The following is a 14282-nucleotide window of genomic DNA, read 5'->3' as shown; positions in this document are numbered from 1 at the left end:
GGGTTTCGCGGCGGCTAGCGGCGGATGATGTCGAAGATCATTCCCTCGAGCGTGACCCCCGGCGCGAAGGAGAACGCGACGCCCGTGGAGATCGGGGCGGCCGACTCGGCACGTTGAATCATGCTCTCCAGCACGAAGATCAGTGAGACGCTGAGCATATTTCCGTGCCCGGCGAGGACATCCCAGCTCGCCGCCGCCGTCTGCACCGGGATCCCGAGCGAGTGCGCGGACTGCTCGATGATCTTCGGCCCGCCCGGGTGGATCGCCCAGAGCGCCACATCGGATTTGCGCAGTCCGTTGCGGTGCAGCGCCTCGGTCACCACCGGGTCCACGCCGTGCAGGATGTAGTCCGGCAGGCTCTCGGCGAGTTCGCAGGTGATGCCGTTGTCGTTGACGCGCAGCACGATTCCGTCCTCGGCGTCGTCGAAGAGCCGGCTGAAGCTGTCGCGGATGACCACGCTGCCCGGCGCGAGCGGCTGATGCACCTGGCTCGCACCGATCACGACCGCGCCGCACCCGTCACCGAAGAGGCTGTGGATGATGACGTCGTTGACGTCGTCGTCGAACACCGCGTTCACCGAGCTCAGTTCGAGCGCGATGACCAGAGCCTTCTTGTCCGGATGCGCGCGCACGTAGTCGGTGGCCGAGCGGATGCCGTTCATCGCGGCCGCGCAGCCCATGAAGTTGATCATGACCCGTCCGATGGACGGCGACAGGCCGAGTTTCTTCACCACCGCCACATCCACGCCCGGCGCGATGAATCCTGTGCTGGTGACGAAGACCAGCAGGCCGATCTCGGCGGAAGGATCCGCCACCCCGGCAATGGCGCGGCCGGCCACCTCGACCGCCAGCGGTACCGCGTGCTCGAAGAACAGGTCCATCCGCTCCCGGATGGTGGCCGGTCTGCCGCTGTAGGCCAGGAACTCCGGATCCAGCGGATCGACCGCCAAGCGCCGGGTGTCGATCATGGTCTTCTGGTAGATCCGTGGAATACGGGCCCGTTGTGCCGGATCGGTGAACAGCGCGGCCACCTTCCCGGCCGCCTCGGCCTGCGAGTAGACCTCGCTGGGCGAGCCGGTGGCGATGCCCTCGATCACCGCCACACTGGTCGGAGGCGCCGGCGGCAGCACTCCGTATCCGTGCTCGGCCCCCGCCAAGTGCCCGCCCGTTTCCGGTCGTGCGCCACCCTCATCGATAATCACAGACACGAATGTTCTTCCTTTCGAGAATTATTCGAACGGTGACCGGCCGTCACCCACCAGACGGCGCGGTCGCCGATTGAGCAGCGGGCCGGTTACACCGTCCCGATTCCGGTGAAGCCCTGCACGGTGTAGGTGGCACAGGTCCTCAACGCCGAGGGCGACAGATGCTCACGCACGAAGCCCCATTTGTTTTCCTCGGCCTCGCGTGAGGGCGAAAGCAGATAGGTCTGGATTTGTTTCGGGAACCGGTCGGTGAGGAAACTCTTCGCCGGCAGCCATTCCACGCCGAATTTCTCCGCTTCCTCGCGCACGACGTCTTCGGTCGCGATATTGGCGAAACCGCTGCGCTGATAGGGCAGTACGTGATGCACGCGGTGCGAGCTCAGGCCCGCGGACAGGAAGCAGTCGACCCAGCGATTGCCGACCACGGTCAGGTCGTAGGCCTGCTCGAGCTGATTGACGCCCCAGTCCTCGGTGTCGGAATGCAGGTCCTCGGTGTCGACCTCGAAGTCGTGGCTGGCGACCACCAGGAAGGTGCTGATCCACATGGTGACCACGAATTGCAGGGCCCACGCCCAGAAGTCGCCGGCCAGCGTGAACGCCACCAGTTCGGCGATCAGCAGGAAGCGCACGCCGAACGATCCGACGAAATGACCGAGCGCGCCGCGCCGGGTGCCGTACATGTCGCGGACGCCGACCTGGCGGACCAGGCGGCACACATCGAGCAGCCGGATCAGCATGCCGGTCACGGTGTGCCCGAATTTGTGCATGGTGTGCACCGGGATCCGGTACAGGCGCGGCACCTGCATCATCATCGTGAAGACGTTCTTCTTGATGTCGACTTCACTCTGGGTGTGCGGGTGGTGCAGCAGTGCGTGCCCGTCGGCGGTGACGAAGGCGAGCGCGACGTAGTTCAGATCGAAGGCGTTGACCGCGATCTTGCTCCACTGCGTCTTCTGCGCCCGGTGGATCGCGTAGTGCCCGAACCCGGCCAGCGAGCTGCGCAGCACCACCATGGCGAAGACGAACAGCGGCAACGGCATCCAGGCGGTGTCGGCCAGTCGCAGGCCCTGCACCGCGAAGTACAGCACCGCGAGCACCGCGACCACCACGTTGAACAGCGTGTCCATCCGCCGCAGGCGGGCCGCCAGCTCCGGCTCCTTCAGCCGTGCCTTGACCTTGTGCAGCAGGTCGTTCTTGTCGTCGAACCGGTACTTCGGCGTATCGCGCCAGCTGTCGAAGCCCTCCTTGAACAGGAAGTCCGGCGCATTGGCCTTGGGGTGGATATCCTCCGGAATCGCCTGACGGTCCAGCGCGTAACGCTCGATCATCCGCCCGATCCGCTCCGGATCCTTGTGATAGGACCCGATGATCGAGGTGATGTCGCGATTCTTGGTGCGCCCGATGAAGAATTCTCCGCCCGGATGCTTGGAGATCCATTCACTCAGGTCGTAGGCTTTGCCGTTGTACACCCAGACGTTCGACACCGGAGGGGGGCCGGGCGGGGGACCGGGCGGCCGACGGAACTCCTGTTCCTCGGTAGCGGGGCGGTCACTCGTCGTCATTTCTATCCTTTGGAACAGGGTCGTAGCCGATGCCACGGGCGGAGCTGTGCTGAGTGTTACGACAGAATCGTCCGGGCGGTTGCTTGCATCTCACTGAACAATCTCTTAAACCGGTTTAACCGTTGCAGGATTGGGTAGAACGCAACCCACCCGAAAACGGGAAAGCCGGTCCGGGAACAAGGGAACAGCCGCAGCCGCCCCCACGTTCCCGGACCGGTCCTCGGACGCGGTCGATGCGCCTAGCTGCCGGGCTTGAGCACGTTGACCGGCTTGCCGTGGTCGCTCAGGGTCAGCTTGATCTCGCCCTGGTCCTTCTTCACGACTGCGCGGATCAGGTTCGGGCCGGTGCCCGGCGACGCGGCCGTGGAGGGCAGCGGCGCGGCGGAGGTGGTCGGCGGGGCGACGTCCTTGACCCACAGGGTGATCGGCAGATCCTCGGCGCCCTCGGCGGCCCGCGGCACGATCGGGTCGATGACCGAGGAGTTGATGGTGCCGGTGACCTTCACGACGTCGACGCCGTCGATCTTCTCGCGGCCCTCGGCCTTGGCGTTCTGCACCTTGGCGATCACATTGGCCAGGCCCTTGTCCTTGTCCAGCAGGACGCCCGGATCGTAGATCTTCTCGGCCGGGCCGATCTTGGTGTAGGTGGAGCCGTCGGTCAGCGCGTACAGCGTCTTGTCGACGACCAGGAACTTCGCCTCGATGAAGTCCGCCTCCGGCTTGGTGCGGATCTTCGCGTCACCCTGGGCCGCCCCCTGGCCCTCGGGCTGATTGGTCACGCCCGCGTCGATCTTCTCCATCGGCAGATTCGGAATGTTGGTGATGTCGAGCGCCATGTGCACCGACTGCAACGTCTGGGTGGTCTTGGCGCACTCCGAAACCAGCTGCGTGCCCTCGGGCAACTGCGACGGCGGCGGAGCGGAGGTGGTCGAAGAGGAGGTCTCGGACGAGCTGCATCCGGCCACCAGCGCGGCGAACACCGACGCCGCCATTACGACTGGCGCGATGCCCCGCCGACCGACCCGGAGTCGTCGGGTGATTCGCGTACGCGTGGTCAAGTCACTCATATAAGCCCCTGATGAGGTGTGGTTCTACCAGCTAGTGAGAGGCAATCTGCCGCCCCCCAACGCAGTAGTATGTACTACTCGCCCGACTTTTGGGTTCATCGGTCCGGTTTCCCGGGGTGAACCGGGGCATAGGTACGGCCGAATCCGGTCCGGTGTCGGCGTTCCCGCGAACCCGCGCCGGCGACCGGCGCGCATCGGCCCGCGCCCGCGCCCACCTGCCTTCCGCGGTAATGATTTCGTCATCCGATCGACAGCGTGTCGCAACCATCCGAATTCGGTCAGATCAATCCTCGAAAACACTCCGCCCCAGTCGATTTGGCCGAATATCATCGGACCGCGCGCGAAAAGCGCTGAGCCAGGCACCTATTCGAGTTTTTCGAGATAAAGGGCATGCGATATGATCGATCTGGTTCGTTACTTGGTTCTGCCCGTGGTTCTGGGCATTGTCGCCGTCGGTGTTTTCGTGGTCGGAGATCGACTGCGTCCCAAGACATGGCGGGAGCCCGAGGGCGAGCCCGGCACCGTCGTGGAATTGATCAACACGCTGTTCATCGCGGTGGCGGCCTTCGTCGTGGTGATCGGCTGGCAGAATTACGACAACGCGCACAATCACACCGTGGCCGAAGCCAAAGGGCTGGTGGAGGTGTATCGGGGAGCCGGGGATCTGCCCGATTCCGCTCGCGTCCAGAATCTGGTGCGGCAGTACACCGGACAGGTGGTCACCGAGGAATGGTCGGTGATGGACGAGCAGCGGAAACTCGCCGATTCCGCCCAGGCCACCCTCGACGAATTACGGAGTGTGATCGAAGGGGCGGATACGGGTGTCGCCAAGCTCGCGGGGACAGCCACCGACCCGGACAGTGACCCGCGCGAGGCCGTGCTCGCCAGCCTGGACGCGGTCGAGCAGTCCCGGGTGGATCGCGCGCTGGACGCGGGCCTGGCCATGCCCGGCTTCCTCTATTTCGCCCTGTGGCTCACCGCTTTTCTGCTGCTGTTCAGCGCGGTGCTGTCCGGGGTGGTGGTCAATCGGCGCAGCCTGGTGATGACGGCGCTGCTCGGGGTCGTGGTCGGTGGCACGATCACTGTCATCTACGGTCTCGACCGCCCGTTCTCCGGATCCAATGTCGTGTCGAAAGCCGCCTTCGAACTGGCGCTTTCGCGGTTCGACCAGATCAGTGGGTGAGTGGGGATGGGCTATCGCACAGCAGTCGCCGTCGCGGCGCTGCCACTGACCGCTGTCCTGTTGACACCGCCGCTCGCCACCGCCGACCCCGGATGGATTCCCGGGATCGGCACCGGCAGTGTGGAACCCGGCTCGGTGAGCGGGTCCTTCGAGGGGACGCCGATGGAGCTGGGGCCCAAGGAGCCGATCTATCGGCCGCTGGGCATCGGGAGCGCGAGCGCTACACCTGCGGCCGCGGAACCGGAACCCGTTGTGACGGCCGATATTCCACCACAGCCCGACGCCGGGAGCGTCCAGTCGGCCTGTGTCGGCGGCCTCGCGCTCGGCAGTGCCCTGATCATGCTCGGCAGCGCGACCGGGAGCGTCACCGGCAGCGGATTGATTCCGGGACTGATCGGCCCGGGCTCCAGTGGTTCGGGTACCGGCAGCGCCGCGCTCGGCAGCGCGGTCACCGGCAGCGCGCTCCTGTGCCTGCTGTTGCCGCTCCAGTCGCCGCCCGGTATTCCGATGGAGCTCGGTCCGCTGCCGACCGTCCCGGTGCCCGGCCCCGGGCCGGCGGATCCGGTCCCGACGCTCGTAGAGCCGACGCCGGAGACGCCGAGACCGGTTGCCGCGCCGCGAAGTCCGGTGCCGGATCGCGTCGTGCCGCCCGAGGATCCGGAAGCGTTCAACCTGCTTCAGCTGATGACTCTGCTCGTGATCACCATCCTGAGTACGGTGCGTGCCGTCGCGGCCGGTCGGCGGAGGTAGGCGTGGCGGAGCCGGGATACTCCGATCGCCCCCCAGCGGGCCAGGTCGCACGAGCTACGGTGAACGGATGACGGATGCCGCGCGCCCCGCCCTTGTCATCGGTCCCGCCCGCCGGGAGGAGTGGGCGACCGTCGTGGAATGGGCGCAGGCGGAAGGCTGGACGCCGGGGGAGGATGCGGTCTCGTTCTTCGCCCAGGACCCGGACGGGTTCTTCCTCGGCCGGATCGGCGGCGAGCCGGTGTCGGCCGTGTCGGTGGTGAATTACGGTGCGGAGTACGCGTTTCTGGGCTTCTACCTGGTGCGGCCGGATCTGCGCGGTCAGGGCTTGGGTATCGCGACCTGGCGGGCGGGGCTCGCGCACGCGGGCAGCCGGGTGGTCGGACTGGACGGGGTGCCCGACCAGCAGGACAACTATCGGCGCAGCGGATTCGAACTCGCCTATCGCAGTGCGCGTTTCAGCGGTGTACCCAGGCTGCCCGCACCGGATGCCACGGTGCGGGCGTTCACGCCGGAGGACGCCGCACTCGTGCACGCCTACGATTCGGACTGCGTCCCGGCGGACCGCCCGCGATTCCTCGGCTCCTGGCTCGGCGACCCGCGCCACAAGACCGTCGTCCGGATTGTGGACGGACGACTGACCGGCTTCGGAACCATCCGCCCCGCCCGTGGTTCGATGCGAATCGGCCCACTGTTCGCCGATTCCGACGACGACGCACGACATCTGCTGGCGGCTCTGGCGGACGGACCCCTGGCGGTGGACGTACCGCTCTGCAACGAGCCCGCGGTCCAGCTGGTCGAAAAATGCGGCCTGACATCGAGTTTCGAAACCGCGCGAATGTACACGGGGCCGGTGCGCCAGCATCGTGTGGACCGGGTCTTCGGCACGACCACACTCGAACTCGGATGACCCGGAGCGCCGCCACCGGGTCAGATACTGAGGCTCAGGGCCACGATGAGTTTGAAGTGCCCGGCGACGCGGCTGACCGATTCCAGGGCGAGCTCTCTGTCCCAGGCAGGTCCGCCGCCATGTTCGGGCGCGTCCTGGAGGCGCAGCCGGACCGATTCCAGGTTCGCTTCGAACGCGGCGACCTGTTCGTAGAGTCTGTCCGTATTGTCGGGACGTTTGTTGTTGTAGCTCATGGTGTTTCTCCTCAGGGGGCTCACGGCCGGCTGGGCGCGTACAGGCCCGAGGCGAACGGGCTGTACGAGTGCGGGAACACGCTGGCACACCACGATTCGCGGCGCTCCGGTACCGGAACTGCCCGGGCGCAGCGTTCGGGTATCACCGGAGCCGCCCGGGTGCAGCGTTCGGGCGGTGGGTACGAACCCACGCGGTGGTATCGACGGGCAACGTCGCGCCCACACCTGGTTGCGATGTGAGAACGACCTCGGCCTCGCGCGGCAGCTGGACGGGATCCGGCGAGACGTTCACCCAGCACTGGTGTGCGCCGCGCGCGAACGCCAGCACTCCGGGTGGGGCGGGCAGCCAGCGCAGATCGCCCGCCACCGCCCAGCTCACGCGGCGCTCGGCCAGGGCCGCGCGGTAGAGCCGCAGGAACGAATCGGGATCGGCTGCCTGGTGCTCGACGGTGTGTTCCGTCCAGCCCGAGGGCTGCGGCAGCCATGGCTTTCCGGTCGAAAAGCCGTAGGGGGCAGCGTTTCCGGACCAGGGCAGGGGGCTGCGGCATCCGTCGCGTCCGACGTCGGTGTATCCGGATTGCGGCCAGCTCGGGTCCTGCCGCGACTCGTTCGGCATGTCCTCGAACTCCTCCAGGCCGAGCTCATCGCCTTGATAGAGGTAGGCGGAGCCGGGGAGAGCCAGTTGCAGGAGTGCGGCGGCACGGGCGCGGCGGCGGCCGAGTGCGAGGTCCGGCGGTTCCGAGGTCCAGCGGGCGCGTTCCCAGTGCCCCTCGACCAGATGCCCGGGTTGTGAACGCGCGTAGCGGGTTACCGTCCGCGTGATGTCGTGATTGGACAGTACCCAGGTCGGCGGCGTACCGACCTCGACCGCCTGCGTCAGCGCATCCTCGACGACCGTGCGCAGCACCTCGGCCCGCCACGGCGCCTTGAGCAGGTCGAACTGGAAGGCGGTATGCAGCTCGTCGGCGCGCAGATACCGGGCCAGTCGCGCGTTGTCGGATACCCACGCTTCGGCCACGAACACCTTCGGCGGCGTGTACTCGTCGGCGACCGCCCGCCAGGCGCGGTAGATCTCGTGCACCGAATCCTGGTCCCACGCTGGATGATTCGTTATCGACATCAGGCCCGCGGGCGGGCGCGGTCCCGCGTCCGGCAGGTCGGGATCCTTCGCGAGCCCATGCGCGACATCGATGCGGAACCCGTCGACGCCGAGCTCGGACCAGAACCGCAGCACGTGTTCGAAGGCCTGCCGCACCCGGGTGTCCTGCCAGTTGAGGTCCGGTTGGGCGGTGGCGAACAGGTGCAGATACCACTGGCCGTCCGGCACCCGCGTCCAGGCGGGCCCGCCGAAGACGCTGGCCCAGTCGTTGGGTGGACTGGTTCCGGCCGCACCCCGCCCCGGCCGGAACCAGTACCGGTCCCGCGTGCCTGGTTCGTCGCGCAGTGCAGCGGCGAACCAGGGGTGCGCGTCGGAGGTGTGGTTGGGCACGATGTCGACGAGTACGCGAATGCCGTGCGCATGTGCCGCCGCGATGAGCTCGCCGGCCTCGGCCAGGGTGCCGTAATCGGGGTGGATATCGCAGTAGTCGGCCACGTCGTAGCCGCCGTCGGCGAGCGGGGACGGGTACCACGGAGCTATCCAGATCGCGTCGACACCGAGTTCGACCAGGTAGTGGAGGGCCGCGCGCAGACCGGCGAGATCGCCGATGCCGTCGCCGTTGTCGTCTCGGAAGCTGCGCAGGTAGACCTGGTAGACCACCGCGTTCTGCCACCACTGCTCGATGTCCATGTTCACAACCTGAACGAAAATATTTGCGTATTACGCAGATTCGGACGTAACAAATCCCAGTGTGGGCGTGGTCCGATGCGGTGTCAAGAGTGTGCCTAACCCCCGGTTTCGCTGGCACATAGGAAATTTCGTTACGCAAGGAATTTGCTCAACCGCTACACTTCGAAGATGTGAGTCCGAAACGCGTCCGCATGTCCGACATCGCCGCCCATGTCGGCAATGTCTCGATCGCCACCGTCTCCCGGGCGTTGCGCGACGAACCGGGCGTCTCGCCGGGCGTGCGCGAGCGAATCCGAAAGGCCGCCGCCGAACTGGCCTACCCGATCGCGATCGAGACCACCGGCCGGGTCGCGGTCGTCACCCCGGTCGTGGAGACCTGGTTCTACTCGAGCGTCGTCGCCGGCATCCACGACCAACTGCGGGCCGCCGGGCTGGATCTGCTGCTGCACTGCCTCGACACCGCCGCGCGGCGGCACGAGTTCTTCCGCGGTCTCGCCGCACGCCGCACCGTGGACGCGGTGATCATCATCGCCGCCCCGCTGACCGAAGCCGACCGGGAACAGCTCACCCGCAGCGGACTTCCGGTGCTCGGCGTGGGTGCGCATGCCGAAGGGCTGCCCTCGGTCGGCTTCCGGGATGTCGACGCCGCCGAGCGAGCGGTCAGACATCTGACCGACCTCGGGCACGAGCGGATCGCGATGATCCGGACCCAATCGCTGGAGGGCGGAAACTGGGATGCCGATGTCGATCGGCACACGGGCTACCGCAACGAGCTCGCGCGGGCGGGAATCGCCGAGCGGGACGAGTATGTGACCACCGTCCCCTGGGGCATCGCGGAAGGCGCCGAGGCGATGGAGCGACTGCTCGGCCTGGCCACACCGCCGACCGCCGTGTTCTGCCACTCCGACGAGATCGCCGCGGGCGCCCTGCGCACACTCCGGCTGGGAGCCCAGCTCTCGATCCCCGGATCCATGTCCGTGGTCGCCATCGACAATCATCCCATCGCCGAGATGCTCGACCTGACCACGGTCGAACAACCGGCCCGCGAGCAGGGCCGCCGCGCCGCCGCGGCGATCGCCGACCACCTCCGCGACGGCACACCACTGCCGACCGAGGCCCTGCGCGCCGACCGCATCGTCTACCGGCGCACGACCGCCGCGCCCGGTGCGACCGGCACGCCGACTGCGTCGAGCGCCGAGGTTTAGCCGCCGGGTTCCTTCGGCCGCCCGCCTGCATCGACGCGAATTGCCCACGCCGGTAACGGCACTCGTGCGTTGACGGACTGCGCCGCCCGCCTTAACTTAGCTAGGGAAACGATTTCCGTGCGGCCCGCTCCACTCCGGAAGGAGAGCGTGATGACCACCGACTTCGAGGTTCGCGACTATCCGTTCGGCGAACCGGTCCGGCTCGAGATGCACCCGCTGCTCGCTCGTCTGCGCCGGGAGGAGCCCCTCGCACGCATCCGATTGCCTTACGGCGGGGAGGGCTGGCTGCTCACCCGCTACGACGATGTCCGGCTGGTACTGGCCGACCCGCGATTCAGTCGAGCGCTGGCCGTGGATCGCGAAGACATCCCGCGGGTGACACCCGAACCGCCGCGCGGTGATTCGTTGCTCAGCATGGATCCGCCGGAGCACACCCGGCTGCGCAAACTGGTCGCCAAGGCCTTCACCGGGCGGCGCGTGCAACAGCTGCGGCCGCGTGCCCAGGAGATCGTGGACGGTCTGCTCGACACGATCGAGCAGACCGGGCCGCCCGCGGATATCGTGCGGCAGTTCGCCTTACCGCTGCCGGTCACCCTGATCTGCGAGATGCTCGGCGTGCCCACCGAACACCAGCGCCGGTTCCGTGACTTCTCCGACGCCATCCTCTCGACCACCGCCTACACCCGCGAGCAGATCGGCCTGGCTCGCGGCGAGCTGGAAACCTATCTGGCCGAACTGATCGCGCAGCGACGCGCCCAACCCGCGGACGACCTGCTCGGCGCGCTGGTCGCCGCCCGTGATGCCGAGGACCGGCTCAGCGAGACCGAACTGGTCAACCTCGGACTCGGGCTGCTCATCGCGGGGCACGAGACCACCGCCAATCAGATCGCCAACTTCACCTACGTGCTGCTCACCGAGCCCGGGCACTGGAAGCTGTTGCGCGACAACCCCGATCTGGTGCCGGGCGCGATCGAGGAATTGTTACGTCATGTCCAGCTCGGGTCCGGCGGTGCATTCGCCCGCGTCGCCACCGAGGACGTCGAGCTCGGCGGCGTCACGGTGCGGGCGGGGGAGGCGGTGTTCGTCAACACCCAGGCGGCCAATCGCGACGAGTCGGTATTCGCCGACCCCGAGCAGCTCGATCTCACACGAACAGCCAACCCGCACATGGCTTTCGGACACGGCGCCCATCACTGTCTCGGCGCGCAACTGGCCCGTCTGGAACTCCAGATCGCGATCGCCACTCTGCTACGGCGCTTCCCCGACCTCCGCCTGGCGGCTCCGATCGAGGAGGTGCCGTGGAAGACCGGGTTGCTGGTGCGCGGCCCGAAAGCCCTGCCGGTGACCTGGTAGCGGGCAGCTCCCGCGTGTCCACCGCGTCAGTGCATGCCTACGCTGACCACTATCGATACCCGGGCGGTATCGCCGCCCACCCGGTCGGTCTTGGACGCACGACCCGAGTCCGCACCAAGATCGTTGGCGTGAGCAAACAGAAGATCGCGCCGGTGACCGGTGCGAACAAGGCGCCAATCATGTCCGAACCCGTCCAGCCGACCGAATCGGGCGCGCCCGTGGTCGTCCTGGTGCACGGAGCCTTTGCCGACGCCTCCGGATTCACGGGGGTGATCCGCGACCTGACGGCTGCGGGACACCGCGTCGTCGCGGTGCCGAACCCCTTGCGGGGCCTGGCCGGTGATGCGGCCGTGGTCCACGCGGTCGCTGGTGAAATCCACGACCCCGTCCTGCTGGTAGGGCACTCTTACGGCGGTGCCGTGATCACGCAGGCCTCCGCCGGTCTCGACAACGTGGCGGGTCTGGTCTACCTCGCCGCGTTCGGCCTCGACGAGAGCGAAAGCTGTGCCGATCTCACTGCCACGTTCCCGCCCTCGATGCTGGCCGAGACCATACGGTCGACCTCCTACGAGGCACACGACGCCGCAGGCGGCCCGGACCTCTACATCGACGTGGCCGATTTCCACGAGTCGTACTGTGCCGACCTTCCCGTCGAACTGGCCCTGGCGATGAGCCTGACCCAACGGCCCATCGCCGCAGCGGCATTCGCCGAGCAGGCCGCGGGGGCGGGTTGGAAGTCCATTCCGTCCTGGTACCAGATCGCCCGGCACGACAACGCCCTCTCCCCTCAGGCGCAGCGCTTCATGGCCGACCGGATGGGTGCGATCACCGAGGAGGTGGACGGTTCCCATGTGGCATTCATTGCCCAGCCGCGCCGCACGGCGGACCTCATCGAAGCGGCGCTGAGCAAGCTCTGAACCGGCCTCGCGGGGGCTGTGCGGCTGGGACGGCTCCTTCTGCTGGCCGGTTGCTCCGGCCATGAAAGGCCGGCGCGATTCGTGAACTGCTTCCAGGACCAGCAGAGCGTTACCGACATGCTTTCACGGATGGTTTGTGGTGCCTGAACGAACCGCCGTGGCCAGGAACTCGCGAAGTAGCCGCACGAGTTCGGCGGGCTGATCTTCGGGCACCCACGCGTAGGAGTCGGCAATCGTCGCGAATTCGCCCAGCGGTAGGTCGGCGGCCAGTTTCCGGGCGGCTTCGCGGGGGAAGAGCTTGTCCTCGTCGGGCGATACGACCAGCGCTGGGCGTTCGAAGCGGCGTACGTGCGCGGATGCTCGGGCGAGATGTTCCGGAGTCACCTCACGCAAGAATCGATGCAGGTCACGGCGGATTGCGCGGTCGTGCACCGCCGGCCCGACGTACTCGGCCATGATCGAGTCGGGGATCGGGCGCTTGGTCACCCAGCCATAGGTGATGGGCAGGCGCTGGAATGCTCGATGCGGTAGTAGCCTGCGCGTCATCGCCTCGGCGCCGGGCAGCTTCGCCAGTGCGACCAGAGATTTCGCGGTCCAGTGATAGGAATCGTCGACGTTCGACGCGACGAGCACGAGCGCCGCGACCCTGTCGGGATGGCGGGCGGCGACGATTTGCGCGATGTCCGCACCGTATCCGTTGCCGACGACGACCGCGCGATCGAGTCCGAGCGCGTCGAGCACACCGACGACGATCTCGGCCTGCCCTGGCAGGCTCAGATCGGCGTCCGGCACCGCCGGCGAATGTGAACCCATCGGGAAATCCGGTGCGATGCAACGCCATTGATCGGCAAGAGCTGGTGCGACAGCGCGCCAAGCCGAGCCGTTGCAAGCGACGCCGTGGATGAGGACGACGGCCGCGCCGTGGCCGATCTCGTGGTAGCCGATCGTGCCTTGCGGAATATCGAGATACTTTCGCGAACCGAACATCGGTGCCTCCCTGTGTTGTGTCCGACGGCAACGTTGCCAGGCATTGTGCAGGGTGGCCATGACCTGTTAGGTCATGGCCAATGCGAACCGCGCCGGTAATGTCGACGAGCATGGGCAATACCGTCGGCGCGCAGTTGCGTCTGTGGCGGCAACGTCGCGGCTTGTCGCAACTGGAGTTATCGCTGCGCGCGGCGGTCTCGGCGCGCTATCTGAGCTGCATCGAAACGGGCAAGGCCGCGCCGAGCCGGTCGATGGTGCTACACCTGGCCGATCGGCTGGAGGTGCCCCTGCGCGTCCGCAACGATCTTTTGCTGGCCTCGGGATTCGCGCCATCGTTCCCCGAACGTGAGCTGGTCGCCGCAGCTCTCGACCCGGTGCGCAACGCCCTCGATCGAATTCTCCTCGCGCACGAGCCCTTCCCGGCGATGGTCCTCGACGGTGAGTGGAATGTGATCAACGCGAACCCCGCGGCGGTCTGGTTGGGATCCGGTGCGGCACCGCACCTGCTGGAACCTCCGGTCAACCTGATGCGGCTGAGTCTGCATCCGGACGGCCTCGCCCCGGCAATCACGAACCTGCCGGAGTTGCGTGCCCAGGTGATCGTGAATCTGAGCCGCCAGGTGGCGCGTACCGGGAGTCCGGCCCTGGCCGAGTTGTACGACGAAGTTCGGGGCTATCCCGGAGGCGAGGCCGAGACCGACCCGGGTGAAAGTGTTGCTGTTCCTGTGCGCATTCGTGTCGAGGGGCACGATCTCGCCTTCATCTCTACCCTCACGACCTTCTCCCGCCCCACCGATGTCACCGTCGCCGAACTGGCCGTCGAATCGTATTTCCCTGGCGACACCGCAACAGCCGAGGTCTTGCTTGCTCGGGGGTAAGATTTCGGGGACCTGACGAGGACAACACCTTTCGAGACCAGCGCTTACATGACAGCACCACGAGCGGGCCGTCGAGATGCGTGGCTCGTACGTTCTGCATTCCTCTGCTCATCAACTACGGGTCTTGGCCACGCGATGTTCAAGTGGCACCGAAGCCGGAATCCGAGCCCCTTCGATGTGTCGTCTGATCTTGGTGTAGTGCTGGCGCGGGCCATGTGGCTGTCGACGGCCTTGCCGACGCAGCGC

At 67.0% G+C, this 14282-nt stretch carries 13 protein-coding genes; 7 read left to right on the top strand and 6 right to left on the bottom strand.

What is annotated here, in order from left to right; genetic code table 11:
- Positions 1 to 14: 14 nt before the first annotated feature.
- From ACFVMC_RS29800 to ACFVMC_RS29790, 3 genes are all read right to left on the bottom strand, one after another.
- Positions 15 to 1208 (bottom strand): type III polyketide synthase, encoded by a 1194-nt coding sequence (locus ACFVMC_RS29800; RefSeq protein ID WP_379215765.1) that lies wholly within the window; start codon positions 1206 to 1208, stop codon positions 15 to 17.
- 86 nt (positions 1209 to 1294) lie between these two features.
- Positions 1295 to 2767: a fatty acid desaturase gene (locus tag ACFVMC_RS29795; protein WP_379215763.1), complete on the bottom strand. Its 1473-nt coding sequence runs from the start codon at positions 2765 to 2767 to the stop codon at positions 1295 to 1297.
- A 239-nt stretch (positions 2768 to 3006) separates the two neighbouring features.
- Positions 3007 to 3834: an LppX_LprAFG lipoprotein gene (locus ACFVMC_RS29790; RefSeq protein ID WP_379215761.1), complete on the bottom strand. Its 828-nt coding sequence runs from the start codon at positions 3832 to 3834 to the stop codon at positions 3007 to 3009.
- Between the two features lie 430 nt (positions 3835 to 4264).
- On the opposite strand from ACFVMC_RS29790, the gene ACFVMC_RS29785 reads away from it, so the two are divergent.
- From ACFVMC_RS29785 to ACFVMC_RS29775, 3 genes are all read left to right on the top strand, one after another.
- Positions 4265 to 5017 (top strand): DUF4239 domain-containing protein, encoded by a 753-nt coding sequence (locus ACFVMC_RS29785; protein WP_379215760.1) that lies wholly within the window; start codon positions 4265 to 4267, stop codon positions 5015 to 5017.
- A gap of 6 nt (positions 5018 to 5023) precedes the next feature.
- Complete coding sequence (locus tag ACFVMC_RS29780) at positions 5024 to 5767, top strand: hypothetical protein (RefSeq protein WP_379215758.1); 744 nt, start codon at positions 5024 to 5026, stop codon at positions 5765 to 5767.
- Positions 5768 to 5834: 67 nt separating this feature from the next.
- The gene (locus ACFVMC_RS29775) at positions 5835 to 6674 is read left to right on the top strand and encodes a GNAT family N-acetyltransferase (protein WP_379215756.1); all 840 of its coding nucleotides are present in this window, start codon (positions 5835 to 5837) and stop codon (positions 6672 to 6674) included.
- A gap of 20 nt (positions 6675 to 6694) precedes the next feature.
- On the opposite strand, the gene ACFVMC_RS29770 is transcribed toward ACFVMC_RS29775, so the two are convergent.
- Together ACFVMC_RS29770 and ACFVMC_RS29765 are read right to left on the bottom strand one after the other, a co-directional pair.
- Entirely contained in the window at positions 6695 to 6907 is a 213-nt protein-coding gene (locus tag ACFVMC_RS29770) for a hypothetical protein (RefSeq protein WP_379215755.1), read from the bottom strand.
- A gap of 142 nt (positions 6908 to 7049) precedes the next feature.
- The gene (locus tag ACFVMC_RS29765; protein WP_379215753.1) at positions 7050 to 8696 is read right to left on the bottom strand and encodes a glycoside hydrolase family 13 protein; all 1647 of its coding nucleotides are present in this window, start codon (positions 8694 to 8696) and stop codon (positions 7050 to 7052) included.
- A gap of 170 nt (positions 8697 to 8866) precedes the next feature.
- On the opposite strand from ACFVMC_RS29765, the gene ACFVMC_RS29760 reads away from it, so the two are divergent.
- The 3 genes from ACFVMC_RS29760 to ACFVMC_RS29750 all read left to right on the top strand — a co-directional run bounded on the left by ACFVMC_RS29760 (position 8867) and on the right by ACFVMC_RS29750 (position 12171).
- The gene (locus tag ACFVMC_RS29760; protein WP_379215751.1) at positions 8867 to 9901 is read left to right on the top strand and encodes a LacI family DNA-binding transcriptional regulator; all 1035 of its coding nucleotides are present in this window, start codon (positions 8867 to 8869) and stop codon (positions 9899 to 9901) included.
- Between the two features lie 150 nt (positions 9902 to 10051).
- Positions 10052 to 11254, top strand: a complete 1203-nt coding sequence (locus ACFVMC_RS29755) for a cytochrome P450 (RefSeq protein WP_379215749.1) — start codon at positions 10052 to 10054, stop codon at positions 11252 to 11254.
- Positions 11255 to 11382: 128 nt separating this feature from the next.
- The gene (locus ACFVMC_RS29750) at positions 11383 to 12171 is read left to right on the top strand and encodes an alpha/beta fold hydrolase (RefSeq protein ID WP_379215747.1); all 789 of its coding nucleotides are present in this window, start codon (positions 11383 to 11385) and stop codon (positions 12169 to 12171) included.
- 123 nt (positions 12172 to 12294) lie between these two features.
- Here ACFVMC_RS29750 and ACFVMC_RS29745 read toward each other — a convergent pair whose 3' ends face one another.
- On the bottom strand, positions 12295 to 13158 hold the full coding sequence (locus tag ACFVMC_RS29745) for an alpha/beta fold hydrolase (protein ID WP_379215745.1): 864 nt from the start codon (positions 13156 to 13158) through the stop codon (positions 12295 to 12297).
- A gap of 110 nt (positions 13159 to 13268) precedes the next feature.
- Here ACFVMC_RS29745 and ACFVMC_RS29740 point away from each other — a divergent pair, with 110 nt between their 5' ends.
- Positions 13269 to 14036 carry a helix-turn-helix domain-containing protein gene (locus ACFVMC_RS29740; RefSeq protein WP_379215743.1) on the top strand — a complete coding sequence of 256 codons (768 nt, stop codon included), beginning with the start codon at positions 13269 to 13271 and terminating at the stop codon, positions 14034 to 14036.
- Positions 14037 to 14282: the final 246 nt, after the last annotated feature.

Source organism: Nocardia sp. NPDC127579, assembly GCF_042672005.1.
Lineage (GTDB): Bacteria > Actinomycetota > Actinomycetes > Mycobacteriales > Mycobacteriaceae > Nocardia.
This window is presented reverse-complemented; position numbering and strand designations above follow the sequence as displayed.

Coding starts and splice junctions, on each gene's coding strand:
- ACFVMC_RS29770 (WP_379215755.1), bottom strand. CDS start 6,907: ATGAGCTACAACAACAAACGTCCCGACAATACGGACAGACTCTACGAA.
- ACFVMC_RS29795 (WP_379215763.1), bottom strand. CDS start 2,767: ATGACGACGAGTGACCGCCCCGCTACCGAGGAACAGGAGTTCCGTCGG.
- ACFVMC_RS29765 (WP_379215753.1), bottom strand. CDS start 8,696: ATGGACATCGAGCAGTGGTGGCAGAACGCGGTGGTCTACCAGGTCTAC.
- ACFVMC_RS29790 (WP_379215761.1), bottom strand. CDS start 3,834: ATGAGTGACTTGACCACGCGTACGCGAATCACCCGACGACTCCGGGTC.
- ACFVMC_RS29780 (WP_379215758.1), top strand. CDS start 5,024: ATGGGCTATCGCACAGCAGTCGCCGTCGCGGCGCTGCCACTGACCGCT.
- ACFVMC_RS29755 (WP_379215749.1), top strand. CDS start 10,052: ATGACCACCGACTTCGAGGTTCGCGACTATCCGTTCGGCGAACCGGTC.
- ACFVMC_RS29740 (WP_379215743.1), top strand. CDS start 13,269: ATGGGCAATACCGTCGGCGCGCAGTTGCGTCTGTGGCGGCAACGTCGC.
- ACFVMC_RS29745 (WP_379215745.1), bottom strand. CDS start 13,158: ATGTTCGGTTCGCGAAAGTATCTCGATATTCCGCAAGGCACGATCGGC.
- ACFVMC_RS29775 (WP_379215756.1), top strand. CDS start 5,835: ATGACGGATGCCGCGCGCCCCGCCCTTGTCATCGGTCCCGCCCGCCGG.